Source organism: Yersinia sp. Marseille-Q3913 (assembly GCF_963892745.1).
Taxonomy (GTDB): Bacteria; Pseudomonadota; Gammaproteobacteria; order Enterobacterales; family Enterobacteriaceae; genus Yersinia; species Yersinia bercovieri.
In genome coordinates, this window is the sequence record NZ_CAWQAF010000044.1 from 153,924 (window position 1) to 173,517 (window position 19,594).

Sequence of the window (19,594 nt, forward strand, 5' to 3'; positions counted from 1 at the left end):
TCAGTAACTTCCTATGTGGGCCCGTGGTAATTATAGACCGCCATCGAGATATTTATAATCAATAGTTGATAGTCTACAACTGGATTTCACGCTAAAATAGCAACATTATTTTTCGCGAAATTGAAGGTTCATATGGCATATATACCGAAGAATTACACCCGTCTGGAGAGTGGTTATCGGGAGAAAGCACTGAAAATTTTCCCATGGGTTTGTGGTAAATGTTCGCGAGAGTTTGTTTATTCCAATCTGCGAGAATTGACGGTTCACCATATTGATCATGATCATAGTAACAATCCCGAAGATGGCAGCAATTGGGAGATGTTATGTCTTTTTTGCCATGATCATGAACACTCTAAATACACTGAAGCGGATCAATATGGTTCAACAGTGATAGCAGGCGATGACGCCCAGAATGATCAGGGGGTAGCAACCCACAATCCATTCGCAAACCTAAAGTCATTGATGAAAAAATAAGCCTGTTTGGTCGCGAAATTAATAGCGACCAATATTGCTTAATGAGCATGGTTTGGTTAAAAACCCAATAATTGCCGGTATGAACGATGCTCCTGCTGTTCTGGCAATAATCCTAGTTTGTCAGCTAAATGTTGGCATTCAGTCTCCAAACTATTAAGCGCCGCTGCATCATCAGTCATGATGGCGATTTCAGCAAAGTCACCAAGCCCTGCCAAATTATCCAGCGTGACGTGAAACTTCCCAATAAAATAGATACTCCGTTGTTTTTCCAGTGTAAATGCAGGTTGATACCCTAAAGTGCCCAACATGCTTTTCACTTTATCGATATCTTCAATATTGCTGGCTTCACAGCGCTCTGATCCTGGTCCTTTGATTATCCATAAGCGAATACCAGATGGATTCATCTCCCGTAAAACCATACTGATCTTGTTCGCCGCCAAATCACCACCGTTAGCTTCCAGATAGATATCTTTTTCATGATTATTAAGGGTAAATGGTGTGGCTTGATATATTTTCAGTTGTTCATGTAATTGGTCGATATTCGATATATGGTACTTTAACTCAACTTCATATTTACCAACAAAATGCTCACTCATAAAATACCTTACTGATCCGTGTAATGATTAAGTCCGATCCTATACCTCATCGTACAATGATCAAAATTATTATCAAAATATTGAGGGAGCTAGCAAGCCCATATTTATCGAATCACTGCCTGACTAAATCATTAATATTGTTAATACTTGAGCGGTGATAATAATTATGACTGAAAGCCGTTTAAGTACTAATAATGTGAGGCAGCTCACAAAGCAAACGATTTATCGAGAAAGCCTCTCCTGCCTCATGTTTACTTCATGGCACTAATATATCTGTTTCATATGAATCTGAACACGGGTGTAATGCCCAATGATATAAAAAGTCAATGTCACTACAGAGAACCGCACCAATGAATCACGCCAATGATGAAAAAACGCAAACCTTGTTGAATCAATTACAGCAGATTGTGGGTGCACGTTACTTGCTCACCAGCGAACGGCAAACCGAGCGATATCGTAGGGGGTTCCGGTCCGGAGTAGGAGCAGCCCTCGCAGTCGTATTCCCTTCAACGTTATGGCAGCAATGGCAGCTACTACAACTCTGTGTGGCTGCCGATACTATTGTTATCATGCAAGCAGCAAATACCGGGTTGACTGAAGGTTCCACACCCAGCGGCAATGATTACGACAGACCGATTGTCATACTGAATACTTTACGCCTCAATCAAATTCAATTATTGAATGATGGAAAACAAGTCATTGGTTTTCCTGGTAGCACTCTGAATCAGTTGGAGAAATTGCTGAAACCTTATGAGCGTGAACCGCATTCGGTGATTGGTTCATCTTGTATCGGCGCTTCCGTAGTTGGCGGTATTTGTAATAACTCGGGGGGATCTTTGGTCCAACGAGGGCCGGCATACACTGAAATGGCACTGTATGCACAAATTGATGCGCAAGGTGAATTACAGTTAATTAATCACTTAGGGATCAATTTAGGCAATACACCAGAAGAAATTCTGCAATGTCTGGAACGAGGTAAATACCGAGCCAGTGATATTATGCAGGGTACACAACAAACCTCAGACCACGAATATGCCACTCGAGTGCGAGATATTGATGCGCCGACCCCTTCCCGCTTTAATGCCGATCCCAGACGATTATTTGAAGCTTCTGGATGTGCCGGTAAATTAGCGGTATTTGCAGTGCGGTTGGATACCTTTCCAAGTGAAAAACAGCAGCAAGTCTTTTATATCGGCACCAATCAAACTCAGGTATTGACTGAATTACGTCGTGCTATTTTACGTGACTTCAAGCACTTACCGGTAGCTGGTGAATATATGCATCGCGATATTTTTGATATTGCCGAAGTGTACGGCAAAGATACTTTTGTGATGATCAATAGTATGGGTACCAATAACATCCCCCGCTTTTTTACCTTAAAAGGTAAAATTGATGCCCGCCTAAGTAAAGTTCCTTTTCTTATCGACCACTTAACTGATCGGATAATGCAGGGTTTCAGCCAGATACTGCCTAATCATTTACCTAAACGCCTTAAGATGTATCGTAATAAATATGAGCATCATCTGATGCTTAAAATGTCAGGCAGAGGCATAGAGGAAGCACAGCAATTTTTGAAAACCTTTTTTGCCACTGCTGAGGGTAACTTTATCACCTGCACCGCTGAGGAGGGTAAAAAGGCGTTTTTACACCGATTTGCAGCCGCAGGTGCAGCGGTGCGCTATCACGCGGTTCACGCCGACAAAGTGGAAGATATTCTGGCACTGGATATTGCTTTACGACGCAATGAAGAGCAGTGGTTTGAGACACTTCCGCCAGAAATAGATCAATGTCTGGTCGCCAAGCTCTATTATGGCCATTTCCTGTGCCATGTTTTCCATCAGGATTATATTGTGAAGAAAGGCGTCGATACCCAAGCATTAAAACAAAAGATGCTGGCACTATTGAGTGACAAAGGTGCGGAATACCCAGCTGAGCATAATGTCGGGCATCTTTATATAGCAAAACCCACATTGAAGGCCTTTTATCAGCAGATAGATCCAACCAATAGCTTTAATCCGGGGATCGGCAAAACTTCAAAATTAAAATACTGGCAAGAAAAATGACGGCACTGAGAGTGATACCCATCTATCGCATAATACCTGTCGCATTGAATAAAGTGTCATACCAGTGCCAGACATATATTGTCGCCATTCAGACTAAAGCTATAGGAAGAATTTACAGCCCTGGCTGCAGACTCCGCCATTCAATTCTCTTGTGATGCTTATTCTAAGACCTGAGCTAGGCGTGCCTGGCTATCTTTTTGTTGGCGGTAACTTTTCGCCGCACCGGGTATTGGCGCGGCTTTGCCAGTTTCCATCCAGCTACGTAGGCGGTTTGCATCAGCAAAATGGGTATATTTGCCAAAAGCATCTAACACGACGAGTGCCACGGGACGACTGCCAATGACAGTACGCATCGCCAGGCAGTGCCCAGCCTGATTAGTAAAACCTGTTTTTGTTAGCTGAATATTCCATTTATCATTATAAACCAAATGGTTAGTGTTACGGAAAGGCAGTGTGTAATTGGGCTCACGGAAAGTAGCCATTTTCTCTGTCGTGGTACTCAACTGCCCAATCAGCGGATACTGTTTGGTCGCTATCAATAGTTTTGTCAGGTCACGTGCAGTGGATACATTATTAATCGATAGGCCAGTGGGTTCGGTATAACGTGTTCTCGTCATTCCCAAAGATTTAGCTTTCGCATTCATTGCGTTAATAAATGCGTTATAGCCACCTGGGTAGTGATGAGCCAAGCTGGCCGCAGCACGGTTTTCTGACGACATCAATGCCAGCAGCAGCATATCTTTGCGGCTAATTTCACTGTTTACACGTACTCGCGAAAACACCCCTTTCATCTCTTTAGTTTGATGAATATCGATCGAAATAATTTCATCCAGCGGCAATTTAGCATCCAATACCACCATTGCTGTCATTAGTTTGGTGATTGACGCGATCGGTACGACCTCATCTGGATTATTAGCATAAATGACTTTATTTGTTTGTAGGTCAACCACCATTGCACTCCCGGACGCCAGCTCCAGGGGGGCTTTCCCTTTAGTTTCAGTCGTTCCGCCACTGGCGACGGCTAAAGGAGCAGCACTGATACCAGTAGATAAAAGCAAAATACTTAAAAGTGCAGAACGGATTTTCACATGCATGTTCATCAGCTTAAATAGGTTATTGGGAGTGGTTGTGGTTGATCCAGCGCATTATAAATTACAGTAATGCCCTTCGCATCACACATTCTTCAAATGATTGTTACAAAGATTAAAGCTGACTAATCACTGCCCAAAGGTAAACATTTCTCAGTGATAACAGGGTATGCCGTGATTGAAAGGTCTATTTTGAACGATAGCGGTTGTTTATAAAACAATCAAGACCCGCTAGATATACCTTGGTTGGGGAGATCAATTTAAGTAGATTATATGGCGGTGAGGTAAATTAGCGCAGCCATTAGCCGCAGAAACCTAAACAAGGTCTCAATAGTAGTAAAAAAAATCCTGCTAAATTAATTATTAACTTATAATTGTCAGAATGATTTTTTTATAATTCGGATTTATAGGCATTACTATGGGAACAACAATTTTTGGTATTATCTTTGGTGTATTTTTGATCGCGGCAGGTTTAGCTGATATTCATGATGAAAATCTAGCATCACTGACATTCTGGGTTGATGCTTTACTGATTCTTGTTGGCGCGGTATTCCTGCTAGGAATTGCTAAATTTATCGGGCGCAAGAAGAGATAGCTATACGCTGTCATTGATAACAAAAGGCGTGTAATACGTCTTTTATTAGCATGTCTATATGCTATTTAATTGTTATTACAAACAGCCAAAATTTATAGCAGGATATTAATTCGAAATTTAATCATTAATATTTAAAATGTTTACCTCTACTTTGGTACTTTCAGGAGTAGGCATATTTCGTGTATCATACCTCACTGTACGAGCATACTCACTCTGTCTATCCTTATGCTAAATAAAGATATTATATTATTACGTCATAGTTATTGACCTTTATAGTGCAACCACATTAAGAAGGAACTTATTGATGAAAAAAAACACAGTTACATTAATGTTATTTATGGCCGGTGTAATGGAAGCTGGCTGTGCATCTGCCAATGAAATTACGTTATGGCGCGAGCCAGCGCCTGTGGTAAGAGAAGGGAAATATTACAGCCTTATCGTTGATCGAGGCGATCTACAAAAAGCAGTCAAAAGTAGTAATAACGACTATCTCTTTTCTGAGAAAGGGAGTGGCGTTAAGCCTTTAGTGCTTATCGGCACCCCAATTGAGATTTCAGCGTTTTTGATTAAAAACGAGACACGTGGTATCGAAAACAATATTAAAGATCTTCCTGATATTTATATGGGCATCACAAATTATGTGCCACATAAGCGCTTTAGCGGCTTATTCCCGCTACATGACTTGTTAAGCAAGAGTGTCGAGCAGGCGTTAAAATTCGTTCCGGCAGGCACTATTTTAACCGATGCCGCTGGTATGCCTTCTGATATAAATGAAATGTATCAGGTTATTAAGCATTTAAGCCATAAAGAGAAAGCAGAAGGTAAAGTGCTTTATGTTAAGTTCAGCTATCTTCCAGAAGATGGAATGAAAAAAGTGGGTAGTAAAACGGTAAGCTTCGGTAAAATTCTTAAAAAAATTCGACTTGAAGATCATTAATAGCTAAGAAATAGGACTGTTGCAAACACGCACAGTTAATCCGTTTGCAACAGCGTTTACTTTCACATTCCCGCGCGGGACAAGTAATTACTGAATTATTGAGCACTAACACTGAATAGATATCTGCAAATCTAGATGTCTGTCAATCAAATACGCTGAATAGATAATGCAATATCTTTCGAGGTTTTTAACGCACGTATTTCACTGAATAAATTCGTCGCTTCGGGATACTCTTTACGCAGATAACCTAACCACTGTTTGATGCGCGCCACATGATACAAACCGGTATCGCCCTGCTTTTCCAACTGCACATATTTTTGCAGTAATTTGACCACTTCCGGCCACGGCATACGCGGTTCGTTATACTTAACAACTCGACTCAGATTAGGCACATTCAGCGCACCGCGCCCTAGCATCACCGCATCACAGCCAGTGACACTCATGCACTCTTGAGCGCTCTGGTAATCCCAGATTTCACCATTGGCGATCACCGGAATAGTGAGGCGCTGACGGATTTCACCAATTGCTTGCCAATTGATCCGTTCAGCCTGATAGCCATCTTCTTTGGTTCGGCCATGCACTGCCAGTTCGGTCGCACCGGCTTGCTGCACAGCATCGGCAATTTCAAACTGACGATCACCAGAATCCCAACCTAAGCGGATTTTGACAGTAACAGGTAAATGCGCCGGTACCGCTTCACGCATCGCTTTTGCCCCCTGATAAATCAGTTCAGGATCTTTTAGCAACGTGGCCCCACCGCCACTGCCGTTGACCAGTTTTGAAGGACAACCACAGTTTAAATCTACGCCATATGAGCCAAGTTCAACTGCACGAGCCGCGTTTTCCGCCAGCCAATTTGGATACTGGCCCAGTAATTGGATACGAACTAATGTGCCTGACTGCGTACGGCTTTGATTATGCAACTCTGGGCACAGGCGGTAGAAGGATTTTGCCGGCAAGAGTTGATCGACCACCCGCAAGAACTCGGTGATACAAAGGTCATAATCATTCACTTCACTGAGTAATTGGCGCACCAGTGAATCTAATACACCTTCCATCGGTGCCAATATTACCCGCATGCTAATTATCCTGATCCATTATCCGTACCATCACACTTAGCGGCCCTGACTATAAATTCCACTCAGTATAACTGCAAAAAAGATCGGCAATAATACGGGGGAATAGTGGCGTAAAACAAGGAATAACGGCTTGGTTGCGGTGATTGAGATGAAAAAAAACCGCCTCAAAGAAGCGGTTTCATCAGCAAATAGCATTTACAGCTTATTCGCCCGGATTGCGGCTACGTCCGCGAGAGGACGGGCCAGCTGGACGGCGTTGACCATCAGCCTGGCTGCGCGGACGGCTGTTACGGCTATCGCCGCGACCTGCTGCACCACCACCATTTTGTGGACGACCCGCACTGCTACCACGGCCCATACCAGGACGTTGCGCACCACGGCCCTGACGACCATTTTGAATCGGATCAGCTTTAATGCTTGGGTCCGGCTCATAGCCTTCCAGTGCAATGCGTGGAATTTCACGTTTCAGTAAACGTTCGATATCACGCAGTAGTTTGTGCTCATCAACGCAAACCAGTGAAATCGCTTCACCGGTACGCTCCGCACGACCAGTACGCCCAATACGGTGCACGTAATCTTCTGGTACGTTCGGCAACTCATAGTTAACCACATGAGGTAACTGATCGATATCCAGACCACGTGCAGCGATATCAGTCGCTACCAGCACCCGGATTTTGCCATCTTTAAAATCAGCCAGTGCACGAGTACGTGCGCCCTGGCTCTTATTGCCGTGAATAGCGGCGGCAGTGATGCCGTCTTTATTCAGCTGTTCAGCCAAATGGTTCGCGCCGTGCTTAGTGCGGTTAAACACCAACACTTGCTGCCAGTTGCCTTCGCCAATCATCTGAGACAGCAACTCACGTTTGCGGTTTTTATCCACAAAATGAACGCTTTGGGTGATTTGCTCAGAAGCCGTATTACGGCGAGCCACTTCAACCGAGACCGGGTTGTGCAACAGCTTGCTGGCCAAACCTTTAATCTCATCAGAGAAGGTGGCGGAGAACAGCAGATTCTGGCGTTTAGCTGGCAGTTTAGCCAATACACGACGAATATCGTGAATAAAGCCCATATCCAACATGCGGTCAGCTTCGTCCAACACCAAAATCTCAATCTTGGAGAGGTCAACAGCGTTCTGATGTTCCAGATCCAGTAAGCGGCCTGGGGTGGCGACCAGGATATCGACGCCACCACGCAATTTCATCATCTGTGGGTTAATGCTAACGCCACCAAATACCACCAGCGAACGCAGCTTCAGGTATTTGCTGTAACTCTGTACGTTTTCGTCAATCTGCGCAGCCAGTTCACGGGTTGGCGTTAAAATCAACGCGCGCACCGGGCGACGACCTTTAATTGGTTCTTGGTTCTGGTTAAGCAGTTGCAACAGCGGCAAGGTGAAACCCGCCGTTTTACCGGTACCGGTTTGTGCACTGGCCATTAAATCACGGCCTTCCAGTACCACAGGGATTGCCTGACGCTGTATTGGCGTCGGCACAAGATAGCCCTGCTCTTCAACAGCACGCAGGATGTCGGCGTTTAGGCCGAGAGAATCAAATGACATATTACGAGAAGCTCCAGATCTTCCCAATCCCGGCGATATCGTCAGGTGCAGTTTCAAGGGAAGATTATCAGACGAGGCATGAATTGAGGCATTACCACGAGGATTGGCACAAACTGCAGTGCACCATTGCGGCTGATTATAACAGATGTTTAGCAAGAAAAGGGATATTTACACGTTTATTCAGTTTTTTAATGCGACATACCTCAGAAAAACTGACTTATTACTGGCTATTAATCCAGCTCAGCTCACAAAAATAGGGCTTTGACGCGCCATAACTTTACAGACTCTCAAGGTGAGCCTAAAGTTAATCATATGATTGATTTATTCTTTGCCAGTCTATTAATATTGGCGTAAATGATATTGGTATAAAACCCGTTGACCGAGTAGGGAGCCTATGTCCCATTCCACCCCTCATGCCGTAACATCATCTGTGCCAGTGACCAGCCGTGGTGAGCAAGCACGTCAGCAATTGATTCAGGCAGCAACCGAACTATTCGGTGAACTGGGCCTGAAAGGCGCGACGACACGAGATATTGCACAGCGGGCGGGTCAGAACATCGCCGCCATCACTTACTATTTCAACTCCAAAGAGGGTTTGTATCTGGCGGTGGCTCAGCAAATTGCTGATTTTATCCAGCAGGCGTTTTCGCCATTGGCGCAGGAGATTAACCAATTCCTCCAGCGCCCCCTTCAGGATCAAACGGCCGAGCAACAGTTGCACTATATTCGCCGTGGATTACTGGAATTCAGCCACTTAATGACACAGCCAGAAACCTTAAATATAAGCAAAATCATGGCGCGCGAGCAACTTTCGCCCAGTGAGGCCTACCCGCTGATTCATGCTCAAGCCATTGCCCCATTACACCAAAAATTGAACCTGCTACTGGCCGCATTCATTGGCGCTGATCCCAGTGCGACTAAAACCATTCTTCATACCCATGCATTGATTGGTGAGGTTTTAGCTTTTCGTATGGGGCGGGAGACGATCCGCCGACAAGCGGGTTGGCAGGAGATGGGCCAGGCTGAAATTGAGATGATTAATCAGGTACTTATCGAACATATTGACCTGCTTCTTTATGGATTGCGGGCCAAGGCATCCACGTGAAATTGCACCATTTTTTCCATAAAGATCATAACTGTGATGATAAAAATCAGTAACAGATAGGGAGCATTATGAATCGCAAGAAGATTATAGTGGCCGTTGTTGTTATCGCCCTGTTGGCGGCGATGGCTTACGGATGGAGTTATTATCGTCAGCAACACGACTCATCATTAACCTTATACGGCAATGTGGATATCCGCACGGTGAATCTGGGCTTTCGAGTCGGTGGCCGTCTGGCATCACTGGCGGTGGATGAAGGGGATGAGATCCAGCCGGGGCAACTGCTGGGGAAACTGGATGACGGCCCTTATCTCAATGCGCTCAAACAGGCGCAAGCCAATGTGCAAAGTGCGCAGGCACAGCTGGCATTGCTGAAAGCGGGCTACCGCGACGAAGAGATAGCGCAGGTGAAATCTGAGGTTTCCCAACGTGAGGCCGCCTTCAGTTACGCCGATAGCTTCCTGAAACGGCAACAGGGGTTGTGGGCCAGCAAAGCCACCTCCGCTAACGAGCTGGAAAATGCCCGCACCGCGCGTAATCAGGCGCAGGCCAATCTGCAAGCGTCGAAAGATAAGCTCGCTCAATATTTAAGTGGTAACCGTCCACAAGAAATTGCTCAGGCCGAGGCCAATCTGGCCCAGGCTGAGGCTGAACTGGCCCAAGCCCAGCTCAATCTGCAAGACACCACCCTACTCTCCCCATCAGCAGGCACTGTGTTGACCCGTGCGGTTGAACCGGGGACCATTTTATCCGCCAGCAATACTGTCTTTACCCTCTCACTGACCGATCCGGTCTGGGTGCGCGCCTATGTCAGCGAGCGCAACTTAGATAAAGCCATCCCCGGTACACAGGTGGAAGTTTTCACCGATGGACGCCCGGATAAGCCCTATCACGGCAAGATAGGTTTCGTGTCGCCGACCGCCGAATTTACCCCTAAAAGTGTCGAAACGCCGGATTTGCGCACCGACCTGGTTTATCGCTTGCGAATTATCATCACAGACGCTGATGAGTCGCTACGACAAGGTATGCCGGTCACCGTCCGTTTTGCACAACCTTAAGGCGGCATAAGCGATGAATGGAATCCAGCATCTCATTACTCTGGATGGCGTTGAAAAGCGCTTCCCCGGACTGGAAAGCCCTGCTGTCGCCAGCCTGACGACGGAGATCCGCAGTGGCGCGGTCACCGGTTTAGTCGGGCCAGATGGGGCCGGTAAAACCACCTTGCTGCGTATGTTGGCCGGCTTACTCAAACCCAGTCAGGGCAAGATAACAGTCGTGGGCCTCGATCCACTGGAAAACGATCGACAGTTACACTCAATTCTCGGCTATATGCCGCAGAAGTTTGGTTTATATGAAGATCTCACGGTGATGGAGAACCTGACGCTATATGCCGATCTGCGCGGGGTGATCGGCGAACAACGCCGCCAGACATTTGAACGCCTGCTAACCTTTACTGATTTGACCCGCTTTACTGAACGATTAGCGGGCAAACTGTCCGGCGGGATGAAACAGAAGCTGGGTCTGGCCTGTACTCTGGTCGGTCAACCTAAAGTTTTGCTCCTTGATGAGCCGGGGGTGGGGGTCGACCCCATCTCGCGCCGCGAGTTATGGCGCATGGTGCATGAGCTGGCGAGCGACGGTATGCTCATCCTCTGGAGCACCTCCTATTTGGATGAAGCGGAGCAGTGCCGCGAAGTCTTGCTGCTGAATGAGGGCAAATTGCTGTATAGCGGTGCGCCGCAGCGTCTAACCCAGCGCATGAGTGGCCGGACAATTTTGGTGGCAGCCCAAACGGGCACCCACCGCAAACTGTTGCAACACGCCCTCACCTTGCCACAGGTCAGTGACGGGGTTATTCAGGGGAGATATGTGCGGTTGATCCTCAAACCGGAGGTCGATCACCGCCAACTACTGCCCCTGCTCAATCAGCCCAATGCCGAGATGATGGAGGCTGAACCCCGCTTTGAAGATGCCTTTATCGACTTGTTGGGCGGTGGCCCGGCCAGTGAGTCGGCACTGGCGAAAATCATGCCGAAAGTGGAAGGCAGCCACGATGAAATGGTAATTGAAGCCCAAGAGTTAACCAAAAAATTTGGTGATTTCGCCGCCACCGACCATGTGAATTTTAAGGTGAAGCGCGGTGAGATTTTTGGCTTACTTGGGCCAAATGGTGCCGGTAAATCAACCACCTTTAAAATGATGTGTGGCCTGCTGGTGCCAAGTTCCGGTAATGCATTGGTGCTGGGAATGGATCTGAAAACCAGCTCCGGTAAGGCGCGGCAACATTTGGGCTATATGGCGCAAAAATTCTCGCTGTACGGCAATCTGACGGTTGAACAAAATCTAAAATTTTTCTCTGGCGTTTATGGCCTGCGGGGCAAAACGCAGCGCGACAAAATAGCAGATATGACCTCAGCCTTTAATTTTACGCCAATTCTTAAGCAAACACCGGACTCGCTGCCACTAGGGTTTAAGCAGCGGCTAGCGCTGGCCTGCGCCTTGATGCATGAACCGGATATCTTGTTTCTTGATGAGCCAACGTCAGGGGTCGACCCGCTGACTCGCCGCGAATTCTGGCTACATATCAATGGGATGGTCGATAAAGGGGTGACCGTCATGGTCACCACCCACTTTATGGATGAAGCGGAGTACTGCGACCGAATCGGGCTGGTTTACCGTGGCAAAATTATTGCGGCGGGCACACCAGATGAGCTAAAGCAGCAGGTGGCCACTGATGAGATCCTTAACCCATCAATGGAAGAGGCATTTATCGGGTTGGTTCAGCGTTATGACCAACAAAACGATCAGGAGCAATCGTCATGACCGAGCCACATCCATTACCGATAACGTCGGCAAATACATCGTCGGTAAATGAAGGCGAAACTTATCAGGACACTGGTTTTTCCTGGCGTCGTCTGCGAGCCTTATGCCGGAAAGAGACCCGCCAAATTCTGCGTGACCCCAGCAGTGGGCTGATTGCCTTCGTCATCCCGCTGCTGCTGCTATTTATTTTTGGCTATGGCATCAACCTGGACTCCAGCAAACTGCACCTCGGCATTTTAATGGAGCAGCAGAGCAAACCGGCGCAGGATCTGGCGAACGCCTTTGCCAGCTCACCCTATATTACGCCGCAAATCAGTGATAATCGTCCGGCACTGATTCAGGCAATGCAAGCGGGGAAAATTCGCGGCTTAATCGTCATTCCAAATGATTTTGCCGAGCAACTGGCGCGGCCAGAGAGTCAAGCGCCGATCCAGGTGATTACCGATGGCAGCGAGCCAAACACCGCCAACTTTGTGCAAGGCTACGCGCAAGGCGTGTGGCAACTCTGGCAGCAACAACAGGCGCAAAATCTGGGGCAAAAAAATGATCCGCTGATTGAGGTGCAGGTACGTTATTGGTTTAACCCCGCCGCCATCAGCCGACACTTCATTATTCCCGGCGCGATCACCATTATTATGACGGTCATTGGTGCAATTCTGACCTCACTGGTGATCGCCCGTGAATGGGAGCGCGGCACCATGGAGGCGCTGCTGTCAACTCAGGTAACGCGCAGCGAACTACTGCTGTCAAAGCTTATCCCCTATTACGTCCTCGGCATGATAGCCATGACACTCTGCATGGTGGTGGCGGTGTTTATCCTGGGCGTGCCCTATCGCGGCTCACTGTGGATATTGTTCGTCATGACCAGCCTGTTTTTAGCCAGCACGCTGGGAATGGGGCTGCTGATTTCGACCATCACCCGCAATCAATTCAATGCGGCCATGGTGGCACTGAACGCCGCATTTCTGCCGGCGGTGATGCTGTCGGGCTTTATTTTCGAAATTGACAGTATGCCCGCGATAGTGCGCGCTGTGACCTATATCATTCCTGCCCGCTACTTTGTCAGCAGCCTGCAAACCCTATTCCTGGCGGGAAATATCGGCACCGTTTTGGTGGTTAATCTCCTGTTCCTCATCGCCTCAGCGGTTGTGTTTATCGGCCTGACGGCATGGAAAACACAACGCAGATTAGATTAAGCATCGGTGAGATTAAAAGAAGGAAGCAAAATATGTTTCATCGCCTCTACACATTGATTATCAAAGAGTTGCAGTCGCTACTACGCGAGCCGCAAACCCGCGCGATATTAATCATGCCGGTGATATTACAGGTGATCTTATTCCCGTTCGCCGCCACTTTGGAAGTGACCAACGCCACTATCGCCATTTACAGCGAAGATAGCGGCAAAGCCTCGGTGGAACTCACTCAGCGCTTGGCGAAAGCCGAAGCATTTTCCCATGTGTTACTACTGCACAACCCACAAGAGATCCAACCGGTGATTGATAACCAGAAAGCGCTGCTGTTAATTCGCTTCCCGGAACAATTCAGTGCGGATTTGGCGAACGGTAAAACCACTCAGTTACAGTTAGTGCTGGATGGACGCAGCTCTAATAGTGCTCAGATTGCGGCGAACTACATTCAGCAAATCGTGCGTGATTACCAGCTAGAGCTAACCGCTGGCCAAATTAAGCCCAATAACAGTGAGTTAGTAATTCGAAATTGGTATAACCCGAATCTGGACTACAAATGGTTTGTGGTTCCGTCATTGATTGCGATGATAACCACCATCGGCGTACTGATTGTGACTGCACTCTCTGTGGCGCGTGAGCGCGAGCAAGGCACACTGGAACAGTTGCTGGTTTCCCCACTGACCACCTGGCAGATTTTTATCGGCAAGGCCGTTCCGGCGCTGATTGTTGCCGCCTTCCAGGCAAGTATCGTGTTGTTTATTGGTATCTTTTTCTACCAAATCCCGTTTGCCGGTTCACTGGCACTATTTTACGGCACTATGCTGCTCTATGGTTTGTCATTAGTGGGTTTTGGCTTGCTAATCTCATCGCTGTGCTCCACTCAACAGCAGGCATTTATCGGCGTGTTTGTATTTATGATGCCGGCGATCCTACTTTCTGGTTATGTCTCGCCAGTAGAGAACATGCCGGTTTGGCTACAAAACATCACTTGGATCAATCCTATTCGTCACTTTACTGATATCACCAAACAGATTTATCTCAAGGATGCCAGTTTCGATATTATCTGGCACAGTTTGTGGCCGCTATTGGTGATCACCGCCACGACGGGGAGTGCGGCGTATGGGATGTTCAGGCGGAAAATAGCCTAAGGGGTTAAGTTTAGCTGGCAGGGGAACAACTCTGGTTTCAGTTGATATTTGGCTCAAAAAACAAAGGACACCAGATTGGTGTCCTTCTTCAAACCTCAAGCCACCAGCTTAAACTGGCGACGCCTTATTAACGACGGTTGCCGAAAATCCGCAACAACATCAGGAACAGGTTGATAAAATCAAGATACAGGGTCAATGCGCCGACGATAGAGTATTTGCGGAAGCTATCTTTATCATTAGCATCTAACTGTGCACCCATATTTTTCAGCTTCTGGGTGTCATACGCGGTCAAGCCAACAAACACCAACACGCCGATATAGGTGACTGCCCACATTAAAGCGGGGCTTTTTAGCCAGATATTAACAACCGATGCCAAAACGATACCAATCAGGCCCATAAACAGCATGCTGCCCATGCCGCTCAAATCGCGCTTGGTGGTGTAACCGTAGAAGCTCATCGCGCCAAACATGCCCGCACAAATGATAAAGGTGCTGGCTATGGAAGCACCGGTATACATGATCAATACACTGGAGAGTGTCAGACCCGTTAACGCGGAATAGAGCATAAACAAGCTGGTTGCCATCGAACCACTCAGGCGATTAACCATGCCAGAAATCACAAACACCAAACCTAACTGAGCAATAATCAGCCCGAAAAAGGTGATTTGGCTAGAGAAGATAAAGTTAAGTGCCGCAGGGGTATTCGCTGCGTACCAGGCGACAACCGCCGTTAATAACAGACCACAGGTCATCCAGCCGTATACCTGCGCCATATATGCCTGAATGCCAGTGTTGGCACGTTCGACAATAGAACCATTAGAGCGTGGATAGCGATCCATGGTAGTTACCTTATGCATATAAATAATGAAACAGGCTATCAATTGACAGCCCACCGACTCTTTTAGGTTACCACAGAACTACCCTAAACAAGGGAGTAAAAATAGGTATTTAGCGCTGATCTTTACATGGGTTTACGTACGATTTACCAGCGCCCGGCGGCAGCATGATCACTGTCCCGCGATTCAACCCAACGTTCACCCTGCGCAGTAGCTTCTCGCTTCCAAAAAGGCGCACGCGTTTTAAGGTAATCCATAATGAATTCAGCTGCATCAAACGCCATGCCACGATGAGCACTGGTCACGCCGACAAAGACGATTTCATCACCAGGGAACAGTGGCCCGACGCGGTGGATCACGGCGACCCGCTGCAGGGTCCAACGGCTGCGAGCCTCGGCAATAATGTCAGCCAGGGCTTTTTCTGTCATGCCGGGGTAGTGTTCCAGCGTCAATGCACTGACACTCTCACCCAAATTGTGGTTGCGCACTTTGCCGGTAAAGGTCACCACTGCACCGTCTTCATCACACTGCGATAACCAATGATATTCATCGCCGACGTTAAACACTTCAGGCCCAACGTAAATTCGCGTGTGATCCATCATCAACCCCCTGTTACCGGTGGGAAGAAGGCCACTTCATCACCCGCCACCAGTGGATGCTGGGCGCTAACCAATGATTGGTTCACCGCCGTGAGCAACTTGCCCTCTTCAAGTGCTAACTGCCAGCGTTCACCCCGTTGACACAGCGACTGTCGCAGTGCTTCGACGGTGGGAAACTCTGCGGCCAGTTGTAGGCGGTCGGTCCCCACCAATTCACGTATTTGAGCAAAAAAGAGGATCTGAATCATGGGTTCACCTTAAAATCGCCGGATTTCCCGCCACTTTTCGCCAGCAGGCGAACCGGGCCAATTATCATATCTTTTTGTACCGCTTTGCACATATCGTAAATGGTCAGCGCCGCCACTGAAGCCGCCGTCAGGGCTTCCATTTCAACTCCGGTTTTACCGGTCAGGCGACAGCAGGACTCAATACGCACCCGGTTGTGCTCTGGCTGTGCTTCCAGTTGGACCTCCACTTTGGTCAGCAGTAGTGGATGACACAGGGGGATCAGTTCCCAAGTGCGCTTGGCGGCTTGGATGCCGGCAATTCGTGCAGTGGCAAACACGTCACCTTTGTGGTGGCTACCCTCAATAATCATTGCCAGTGTCGCCGCCTGCATCTCAACAAAAGCTTCCGCACGCGCTTCGCGCACGGTCTCGGCTTTGGCGGACACATCCACCATGTGAGCTTCGCCTGCGGCGTTGATGTGGGTCAGTTGTGTCATAAGTCAATCCTTAGTGCTGACGTTTTAGGGCATCAGCCACCAATAAACGATAAGTTCTGCGTAATGCCGCTATTGCCCTGATGCAAAAAATGGGTCTGCTTCTTGGTTTGCAGTGCACTCTGGATCCGCGCCATCAACTCATCTTGCTGGTCGTCGCTACCCAGCAGATCACGCAGCGTAATGCCCTGTTCGCCAAATAAGCATAGATGCAGATTCCCTAGCGCTGAAACACGCAAGCGGTTACAGCTGGCGCAGAACTCTTTTTCATACGGCATAATCAGCCCCACTTCCCCCAAGTAATCAGGGTGATGGAATACCTGAGCCGGGCCATCACTGCGCGCACGCTCTTTCTGCTGCCAACCTTGCTGGAGTAATTGCTGGCGAATGACGCCACCGGAGAGATGATGCTTGCGGAACAGATTACCGCCTTCGCCGGTTTCCATCAGTTCAATAAATCGCAGTTGGATCGGTCGCGGTTTTATCCAATTAAGGAAGGCGCTCAAATTGCGATCGTTGACATCGCGCATCAGCACGGCATTGATTTTGACTTTGTCAAAACCGGCCTCAAAGGCCGCATCAATGCCTTGCATGACTTGATGAAATTTATCTTGCCCAGTGATGGCATGAAATTGCCGTGGATCGAGGCTATCGACACTGACGTTAATCGCCGTCAGCCCTGCTTCCCGCCATTGTGCAGCATCACGCGCTAAACGGTAACCATTGGTGGTCACCGCCAATGTGCGGATCGCAGGATTTTGCCGGATAGTGGCAATAATATCGGTGAAATCACGCCGCATAGAGGGTTCACCGCCGGTTAAGCGGATTTTTTCTGTGCCCAACAGAGCAAAGGCACGGCTAACGCGGCTTATTTCGTCAAGGTTCAGAAAACTTTTTAGCCCGTCGGGGCGATAGCCATCCGGCAGGCAGTAGGTGCAGCGAAAGTTGCACACGTCGGTGATCGATAGGCGCAAATAATAGAACTTGCGCGCAAATGCGTCAGTAAGTTGTACCATAACACCTTTCCAAATACGGGAGATGCAGGCATTTCTACCTCGCACCCTGGTGGCTAAAGCCACGGCCAGAGCATCATATTGCCGGTAAACGAAAAGCGTATTCGCGACACGGGACAACGTAGACACCAAGGCTAGGAGTTTATGTTCAGTCACAGTTTGCGTACTGCAGCTGAACCATGGTTTTAAAAAGTGGAGTCAATAACAGCAGCAACACGCTAAAAACCCTACTTTTCCTCAAGATTCTAACGCTAAAACGACAGGATAGCCAATCGCAGTTTTTCGCTATATATTTTAATATACAACGACTTAACTAATACACCCATCAGTAATGATACTCATTTAACTGGCGGCTAATACCTTGTTTAAAATCACGAAAATTATAGCTTTTATCGCGTTGTCGCGACAAATCCGTTAACTTATGCAGCAATTCCACCATTAGCGATACCCAATAGATTTCAAGGTGCACAAAGGCACCTACAATTTAAAAGATGGCGGGTATCCGTAATTAGAACCAAGCAACAATATTTAGACAGGAAAAATATGCGAAATCGCACATTAGCGGATCTCGATCGGGTGGTTGCATTAGGCGGCGGTCATGGACTGGGCCGAGTGATGTCAGCCCTCTCCCCTTTAGGCTCGCGCCTGACAGGTATTGTTACCACCACCGATAATGGCGGTTCGACCGGGCGCATACGCCGTTCAGAAGGCGGAATTGCCTGGGGCGATACCCGAAACTGCCTTAATCAATTGATTACTGAGCCAAGTGTGGCGTCTGCAATGTTCGAATACCGATTTACCGGTAATGGTGAATTGGCGGGTCACAATCTGGGAAACCTAATGCTCAAAGCACTGGATCATCTTAGTATCCGGCCAATTGAAGCTATCAATCTGGTGCGTAGTTTGCTGAAAGTGGATTCCTGGCTCATCCCGATGTCCGAACACCCGGTAGATTTGCTGGCTATCGATAGTGAAGGACACCCGGTTTATGGTGAGGTGAATATCGACCAATTGGCTCAGATGCCGCAAGAGATGCTGTTGTCACCTCATGTCCACGCGACGCGGGAGGCAATCGAAGCCATTGGTCAGGCAGATGTCATTCTGATCGGCCCCGGCAGCTTTTTAACCAGCCTGATGCCACTGCTGCTGCTGGATGATTTAACCCAAGCTTTACGCCGCAGCTCTGCCAGTATGATCTATATTGGCAATCTGGGACGCGAACTAAGTGTGGCGGCGGCGGCGCTCTCACTGCAAGAAAAACTGGCTATTATGGAGAGCAAAATTGGCCGCAAAATTATTGATGCGGCAATTGTCAGCCCACAGATTGATATCAGTGGCGTAACAGATCGAATTATTGTCCAGCAGCCGCTGGAAGCTAAAGATATTCCTTATCGCCATGACCGCGAGCTACTACGCCTGGCACTGGAAGCCACTTTACAACAACTGGGCGGCGCAGTCTCCGCGTAGGGCGAGCTAAGAGCGTGACTCGCTGGATTTAGCCTGTAATGCTGCATTAACAATGGTATGGATATAGAGTGCTTCCACTTTAGCCCGTGCCCACGGGGTACGGCGCAAAAACTTCAGGCTAGATTTAATGCTGGGATCACTGGTGAAGCAGTTGATCTGGATACGGTATCCCAGCTCCTCCCAGCCATAGTGCTCCACCAATTTGGTCAGCAATTGCTCCAGCGTAATACCGTGCAGCGGGTCTTTGGATAAGTGATCACTCATTATTTATCTCACACTTTATTAGGTGACAATTTTATCAGCCGCACA

At 47.9% G+C, this 19,594-nt stretch carries 20 protein-coding genes and 1 riboswitch; of the genes, 10 read left to right on the plus strand and 10 right to left on the minus strand.

What is annotated here, in order from left to right:
• The first annotated feature begins 132 nt into the window (after positions 1-132).
• Positions 133-474 carry an HNH nuclease YajD gene (gene yajD / locus AACW11_RS15605; RefSeq protein ID WP_005189583.1) on the plus strand — a complete coding sequence of 114 codons (342 nt, stop codon included), beginning with the start codon at positions 133-135 and terminating at the stop codon, positions 472-474.
• 56 nt (positions 475-530) lie between these two features.
• Here the strand turns inward: yajD and AACW11_RS15610 are convergent, their stop codons facing one another.
• Entirely contained in the window at positions 531-1,070 is a 540-nt protein-coding gene (locus AACW11_RS15610) for a class IV adenylate cyclase (protein WP_212584700.1), read from the minus strand.
• A 350-nt stretch (positions 1,071-1,420) separates the two neighbouring features.
• Here AACW11_RS15610 and dld point away from each other — a divergent pair, with 350 nt between their 5' ends.
• Complete coding sequence (gene dld / locus AACW11_RS15615) at positions 1,421-3,133, plus strand: D-lactate dehydrogenase (RefSeq protein WP_212584775.1); 1,713 nt, start codon at positions 1,421-1,423, stop codon at positions 3,131-3,133.
• Positions 3,134-3,291: 158 nt separating this feature from the next.
• Here the strand turns inward: dld and pbpG are convergent, their stop codons facing one another.
• Positions 3,292-4,227 (minus strand): D-alanyl-D-alanine endopeptidase, encoded by a 936-nt coding sequence (gene pbpG / locus AACW11_RS15620; RefSeq protein WP_212584701.1) that lies wholly within the window; start codon positions 4,225-4,227, stop codon positions 3,292-3,294.
• Between the two features lie 412 nt (positions 4,228-4,639).
• Between pbpG and AACW11_RS15625 the strand changes: the two genes are divergently transcribed.
• A complete protein-coding gene (locus AACW11_RS15625; RefSeq protein WP_212584702.1) occupies positions 4,640-4,816 on the plus strand; it encodes a hypothetical protein in 177 nt (58 codons plus the stop codon).
• A gap of 304 nt (positions 4,817-5,120) precedes the next feature.
• Positions 5,121-5,753: a hypothetical protein gene (locus tag AACW11_RS15630; RefSeq protein ID WP_212584703.1), complete on the plus strand. Its 633-nt coding sequence runs from the start codon at positions 5,121-5,123 to the stop codon at positions 5,751-5,753.
• A 146-nt stretch (positions 5,754-5,899) separates the two neighbouring features.
• Here the strand turns inward: AACW11_RS15630 and dusC are convergent, their stop codons facing one another.
• Positions 5,900-6,832: a tRNA dihydrouridine(16) synthase DusC gene (gene dusC / locus AACW11_RS15635; RefSeq protein ID WP_212584704.1), complete on the minus strand. Its 933-nt coding sequence runs from the start codon at positions 6,830-6,832 to the stop codon at positions 5,900-5,902.
• Positions 6,833-7,034: 202 nt separating this feature from the next.
• Complete coding sequence (gene rhlE, locus AACW11_RS15640; protein WP_004877142.1) at positions 7,035-8,390, minus strand: ATP-dependent RNA helicase RhlE; 1,356 nt, start codon at positions 8,388-8,390, stop codon at positions 7,035-7,037.
• Positions 8,391-8,784: 394 nt separating this feature from the next.
• Between rhlE and cecR the strand changes: the two genes are divergently transcribed.
• From cecR to AACW11_RS15665, 5 genes are all read left to right on the plus strand, one after another.
• Positions 8,785-9,495, plus strand: a complete 711-nt coding sequence (cecR, locus tag AACW11_RS15645; RefSeq protein WP_212584705.1) for a transcriptional regulator CecR — start codon at positions 8,785-8,787, stop codon at positions 9,493-9,495.
• Positions 9,496-9,563: 68 nt separating this feature from the next.
• On the plus strand, positions 9,564-10,550 hold the full coding sequence (gene hlyD, locus AACW11_RS15650; RefSeq protein WP_212584706.1) for a secretion protein HlyD: 987 nt from the start codon (positions 9,564-9,566) through the stop codon (positions 10,548-10,550).
• Positions 10,551-10,563: 13 nt separating this feature from the next.
• Positions 10,564-12,315, plus strand: a complete 1,752-nt coding sequence (locus AACW11_RS15655) for an ATP-binding cassette domain-containing protein (protein ID WP_212584707.1) — start codon at positions 10,564-10,566, stop codon at positions 12,313-12,315.
• Positions 12,312-13,511: an ABC transporter permease gene (locus tag AACW11_RS15660; RefSeq protein WP_212584708.1), complete on the plus strand. Its 1,200-nt coding sequence runs from the start codon at positions 12,312-12,314 to the stop codon at positions 13,509-13,511. Before AACW11_RS15655 ends, AACW11_RS15660 begins: the two co-directional genes overlap by 4 nt.
• Before the next feature lie 32 nt (positions 13,512-13,543).
• Positions 13,544-14,650 carry an ABC transporter permease gene (locus tag AACW11_RS15665; RefSeq protein ID WP_212584709.1) on the plus strand — a complete coding sequence of 369 codons (1,107 nt, stop codon included), beginning with the start codon at positions 13,544-13,546 and terminating at the stop codon, positions 14,648-14,650.
• A 127-nt stretch (positions 14,651-14,777) separates the two neighbouring features.
• Here AACW11_RS15665 and AACW11_RS15670 read toward each other — a convergent pair whose 3' ends face one another.
• The 5 genes from AACW11_RS15670 to moaA form a co-directional block, all read right to left on the minus strand.
• Entirely contained in the window at positions 14,778-15,488 is a 711-nt protein-coding gene (locus AACW11_RS15670) for a Bax inhibitor-1/YccA family protein (protein ID WP_212584710.1), read from the minus strand.
• A 143-nt stretch (positions 15,489-15,631) separates the two neighbouring features.
• Positions 15,632-16,084 (minus strand): molybdopterin synthase catalytic subunit MoaE, encoded by a 453-nt coding sequence (moaE, locus tag AACW11_RS15675; RefSeq protein ID WP_212584776.1) that lies wholly within the window; start codon positions 16,082-16,084, stop codon positions 15,632-15,634.
• Between the two features lie 2 nt (positions 16,085-16,086).
• On the minus strand, positions 16,087-16,332 hold the full coding sequence (gene moaD, locus AACW11_RS15680; protein WP_212584711.1) for a molybdopterin synthase sulfur carrier subunit: 246 nt from the start codon (positions 16,330-16,332) through the stop codon (positions 16,087-16,089).
• On the minus strand, positions 16,329-16,808 hold the full coding sequence (moaC, locus tag AACW11_RS15685; protein WP_005276766.1) for a cyclic pyranopterin monophosphate synthase MoaC: 480 nt from the start codon (positions 16,806-16,808) through the stop codon (positions 16,329-16,331). Before moaC ends, moaD begins: the two co-directional genes overlap by 4 nt.
• Positions 16,809-16,840: 32 nt before the next feature.
• Positions 16,841-17,821 carry a GTP 3',8-cyclase MoaA gene (gene moaA / locus AACW11_RS15690; RefSeq protein ID WP_212584712.1) on the minus strand — a complete coding sequence of 327 codons (981 nt, stop codon included), beginning with the start codon at positions 17,819-17,821 and terminating at the stop codon, positions 16,841-16,843.
• Positions 17,808-17,971: riboswitch (molybdenum cofactor riboswitch) on the minus strand. Its footprint overlaps the gene before it by 14 nt.
• A 390-nt stretch (positions 17,972-18,361) precedes the next feature.
• On the opposite strand from moaA, the gene yvcK reads away from it, so the two are divergent.
• A complete protein-coding gene (gene yvcK / locus AACW11_RS15695) occupies positions 18,362-19,285 on the plus strand; it encodes a uridine diphosphate-N-acetylglucosamine-binding protein YvcK (protein ID WP_212584713.1) in 924 nt (307 codons plus the stop codon).
• A 6-nt stretch (positions 19,286-19,291) separates the two neighbouring features.
• Here the strand turns inward: yvcK and AACW11_RS15700 are convergent, their stop codons facing one another.
• Positions 19,292-19,549, minus strand: a complete 258-nt coding sequence (locus AACW11_RS15700) for a VF530 family protein (protein ID WP_212584714.1) — start codon at positions 19,547-19,549, stop codon at positions 19,292-19,294.
• Between the last annotated feature and the right edge of the window lie 45 nt (positions 19,550-19,594).

Excerpts from the sequence above, each read along its gene's own strand:
- moaD (WP_212584711.1), bottom strand. The coding sequence starts at position 16,332 with ATGATTCAGATCCTCTTTTTTGCTCAAATACGTGAATTGGTGGGGACC.
- AACW11_RS15665 (WP_212584709.1), top strand. The coding sequence starts at position 13,544 with ATGTTTCATCGCCTCTACACATTGATTATCAAAGAGTTGCAGTCGCTA.
- AACW11_RS15610 (WP_212584700.1), bottom strand. The coding sequence starts at position 1,070 with ATGAGTGAGCATTTTGTTGGTAAATATGAAGTTGAGTTAAAGTACCAT.
- AACW11_RS15655 (WP_212584707.1), top strand. The coding sequence starts at position 10,564 with ATGAATGGAATCCAGCATCTCATTACTCTGGATGGCGTTGAAAAGCGC.
- AACW11_RS15625 (WP_212584702.1), top strand. The coding sequence starts at position 4,640 with ATGGGAACAACAATTTTTGGTATTATCTTTGGTGTATTTTTGATCGCG.
- moaC (WP_005276766.1), bottom strand. The coding sequence starts at position 16,808 with ATGACACAACTGACCCACATCAACGCCGCAGGCGAAGCTCACATGGTG.
- dld (WP_212584775.1), top strand. The coding sequence starts at position 1,421 with ATGAATCACGCCAATGATGAAAAAACGCAAACCTTGTTGAATCAATTA.
- moaE (WP_212584776.1), bottom strand. The coding sequence starts at position 16,084 with ATGGATCACACGCGAATTTACGTTGGGCCTGAAGTGTTTAACGTCGGC.
- dusC (WP_212584704.1), bottom strand. The coding sequence starts at position 6,832 with ATGCGGGTAATATTGGCACCGATGGAAGGTGTATTAGATTCACTGGTG.
- moaA (WP_212584712.1), bottom strand. The coding sequence starts at position 17,821 with ATGGTACAACTTACTGACGCATTTGCGCGCAAGTTCTATTATTTGCGC.
- yajD (WP_005189583.1), top strand. The coding sequence starts at position 133 with ATGGCATATATACCGAAGAATTACACCCGTCTGGAGAGTGGTTATCGG.
- AACW11_RS15660 (WP_212584708.1), top strand. The coding sequence starts at position 12,312 with ATGACCGAGCCACATCCATTACCGATAACGTCGGCAAATACATCGTCG.
- rhlE (WP_004877142.1), bottom strand. The coding sequence starts at position 8,390 with ATGTCATTTGATTCTCTCGGCCTAAACGCCGACATCCTGCGTGCTGTT.
- yvcK (WP_212584713.1), top strand. The coding sequence starts at position 18,362 with ATGCGAAATCGCACATTAGCGGATCTCGATCGGGTGGTTGCATTAGGC.
- hlyD (WP_212584706.1), top strand. The coding sequence starts at position 9,564 with ATGAATCGCAAGAAGATTATAGTGGCCGTTGTTGTTATCGCCCTGTTG.
- pbpG (WP_212584701.1), bottom strand. The coding sequence starts at position 4,227 with ATGCATGTGAAAATCCGTTCTGCACTTTTAAGTATTTTGCTTTTATCT.
- cecR (WP_212584705.1), top strand. The coding sequence starts at position 8,785 with ATGTCCCATTCCACCCCTCATGCCGTAACATCATCTGTGCCAGTGACC.
- AACW11_RS15670 (WP_212584710.1), bottom strand. The coding sequence starts at position 15,488 with ATGGATCGCTATCCACGCTCTAATGGTTCTATTGTCGAACGTGCCAAC.
- AACW11_RS15700 (WP_212584714.1), bottom strand. The coding sequence starts at position 19,549 with ATGAGTGATCACTTATCCAAAGACCCGCTGCACGGTATTACGCTGGAG.
- AACW11_RS15630 (WP_212584703.1), top strand. The coding sequence starts at position 5,121 with ATGAAAAAAAACACAGTTACATTAATGTTATTTATGGCCGGTGTAATG.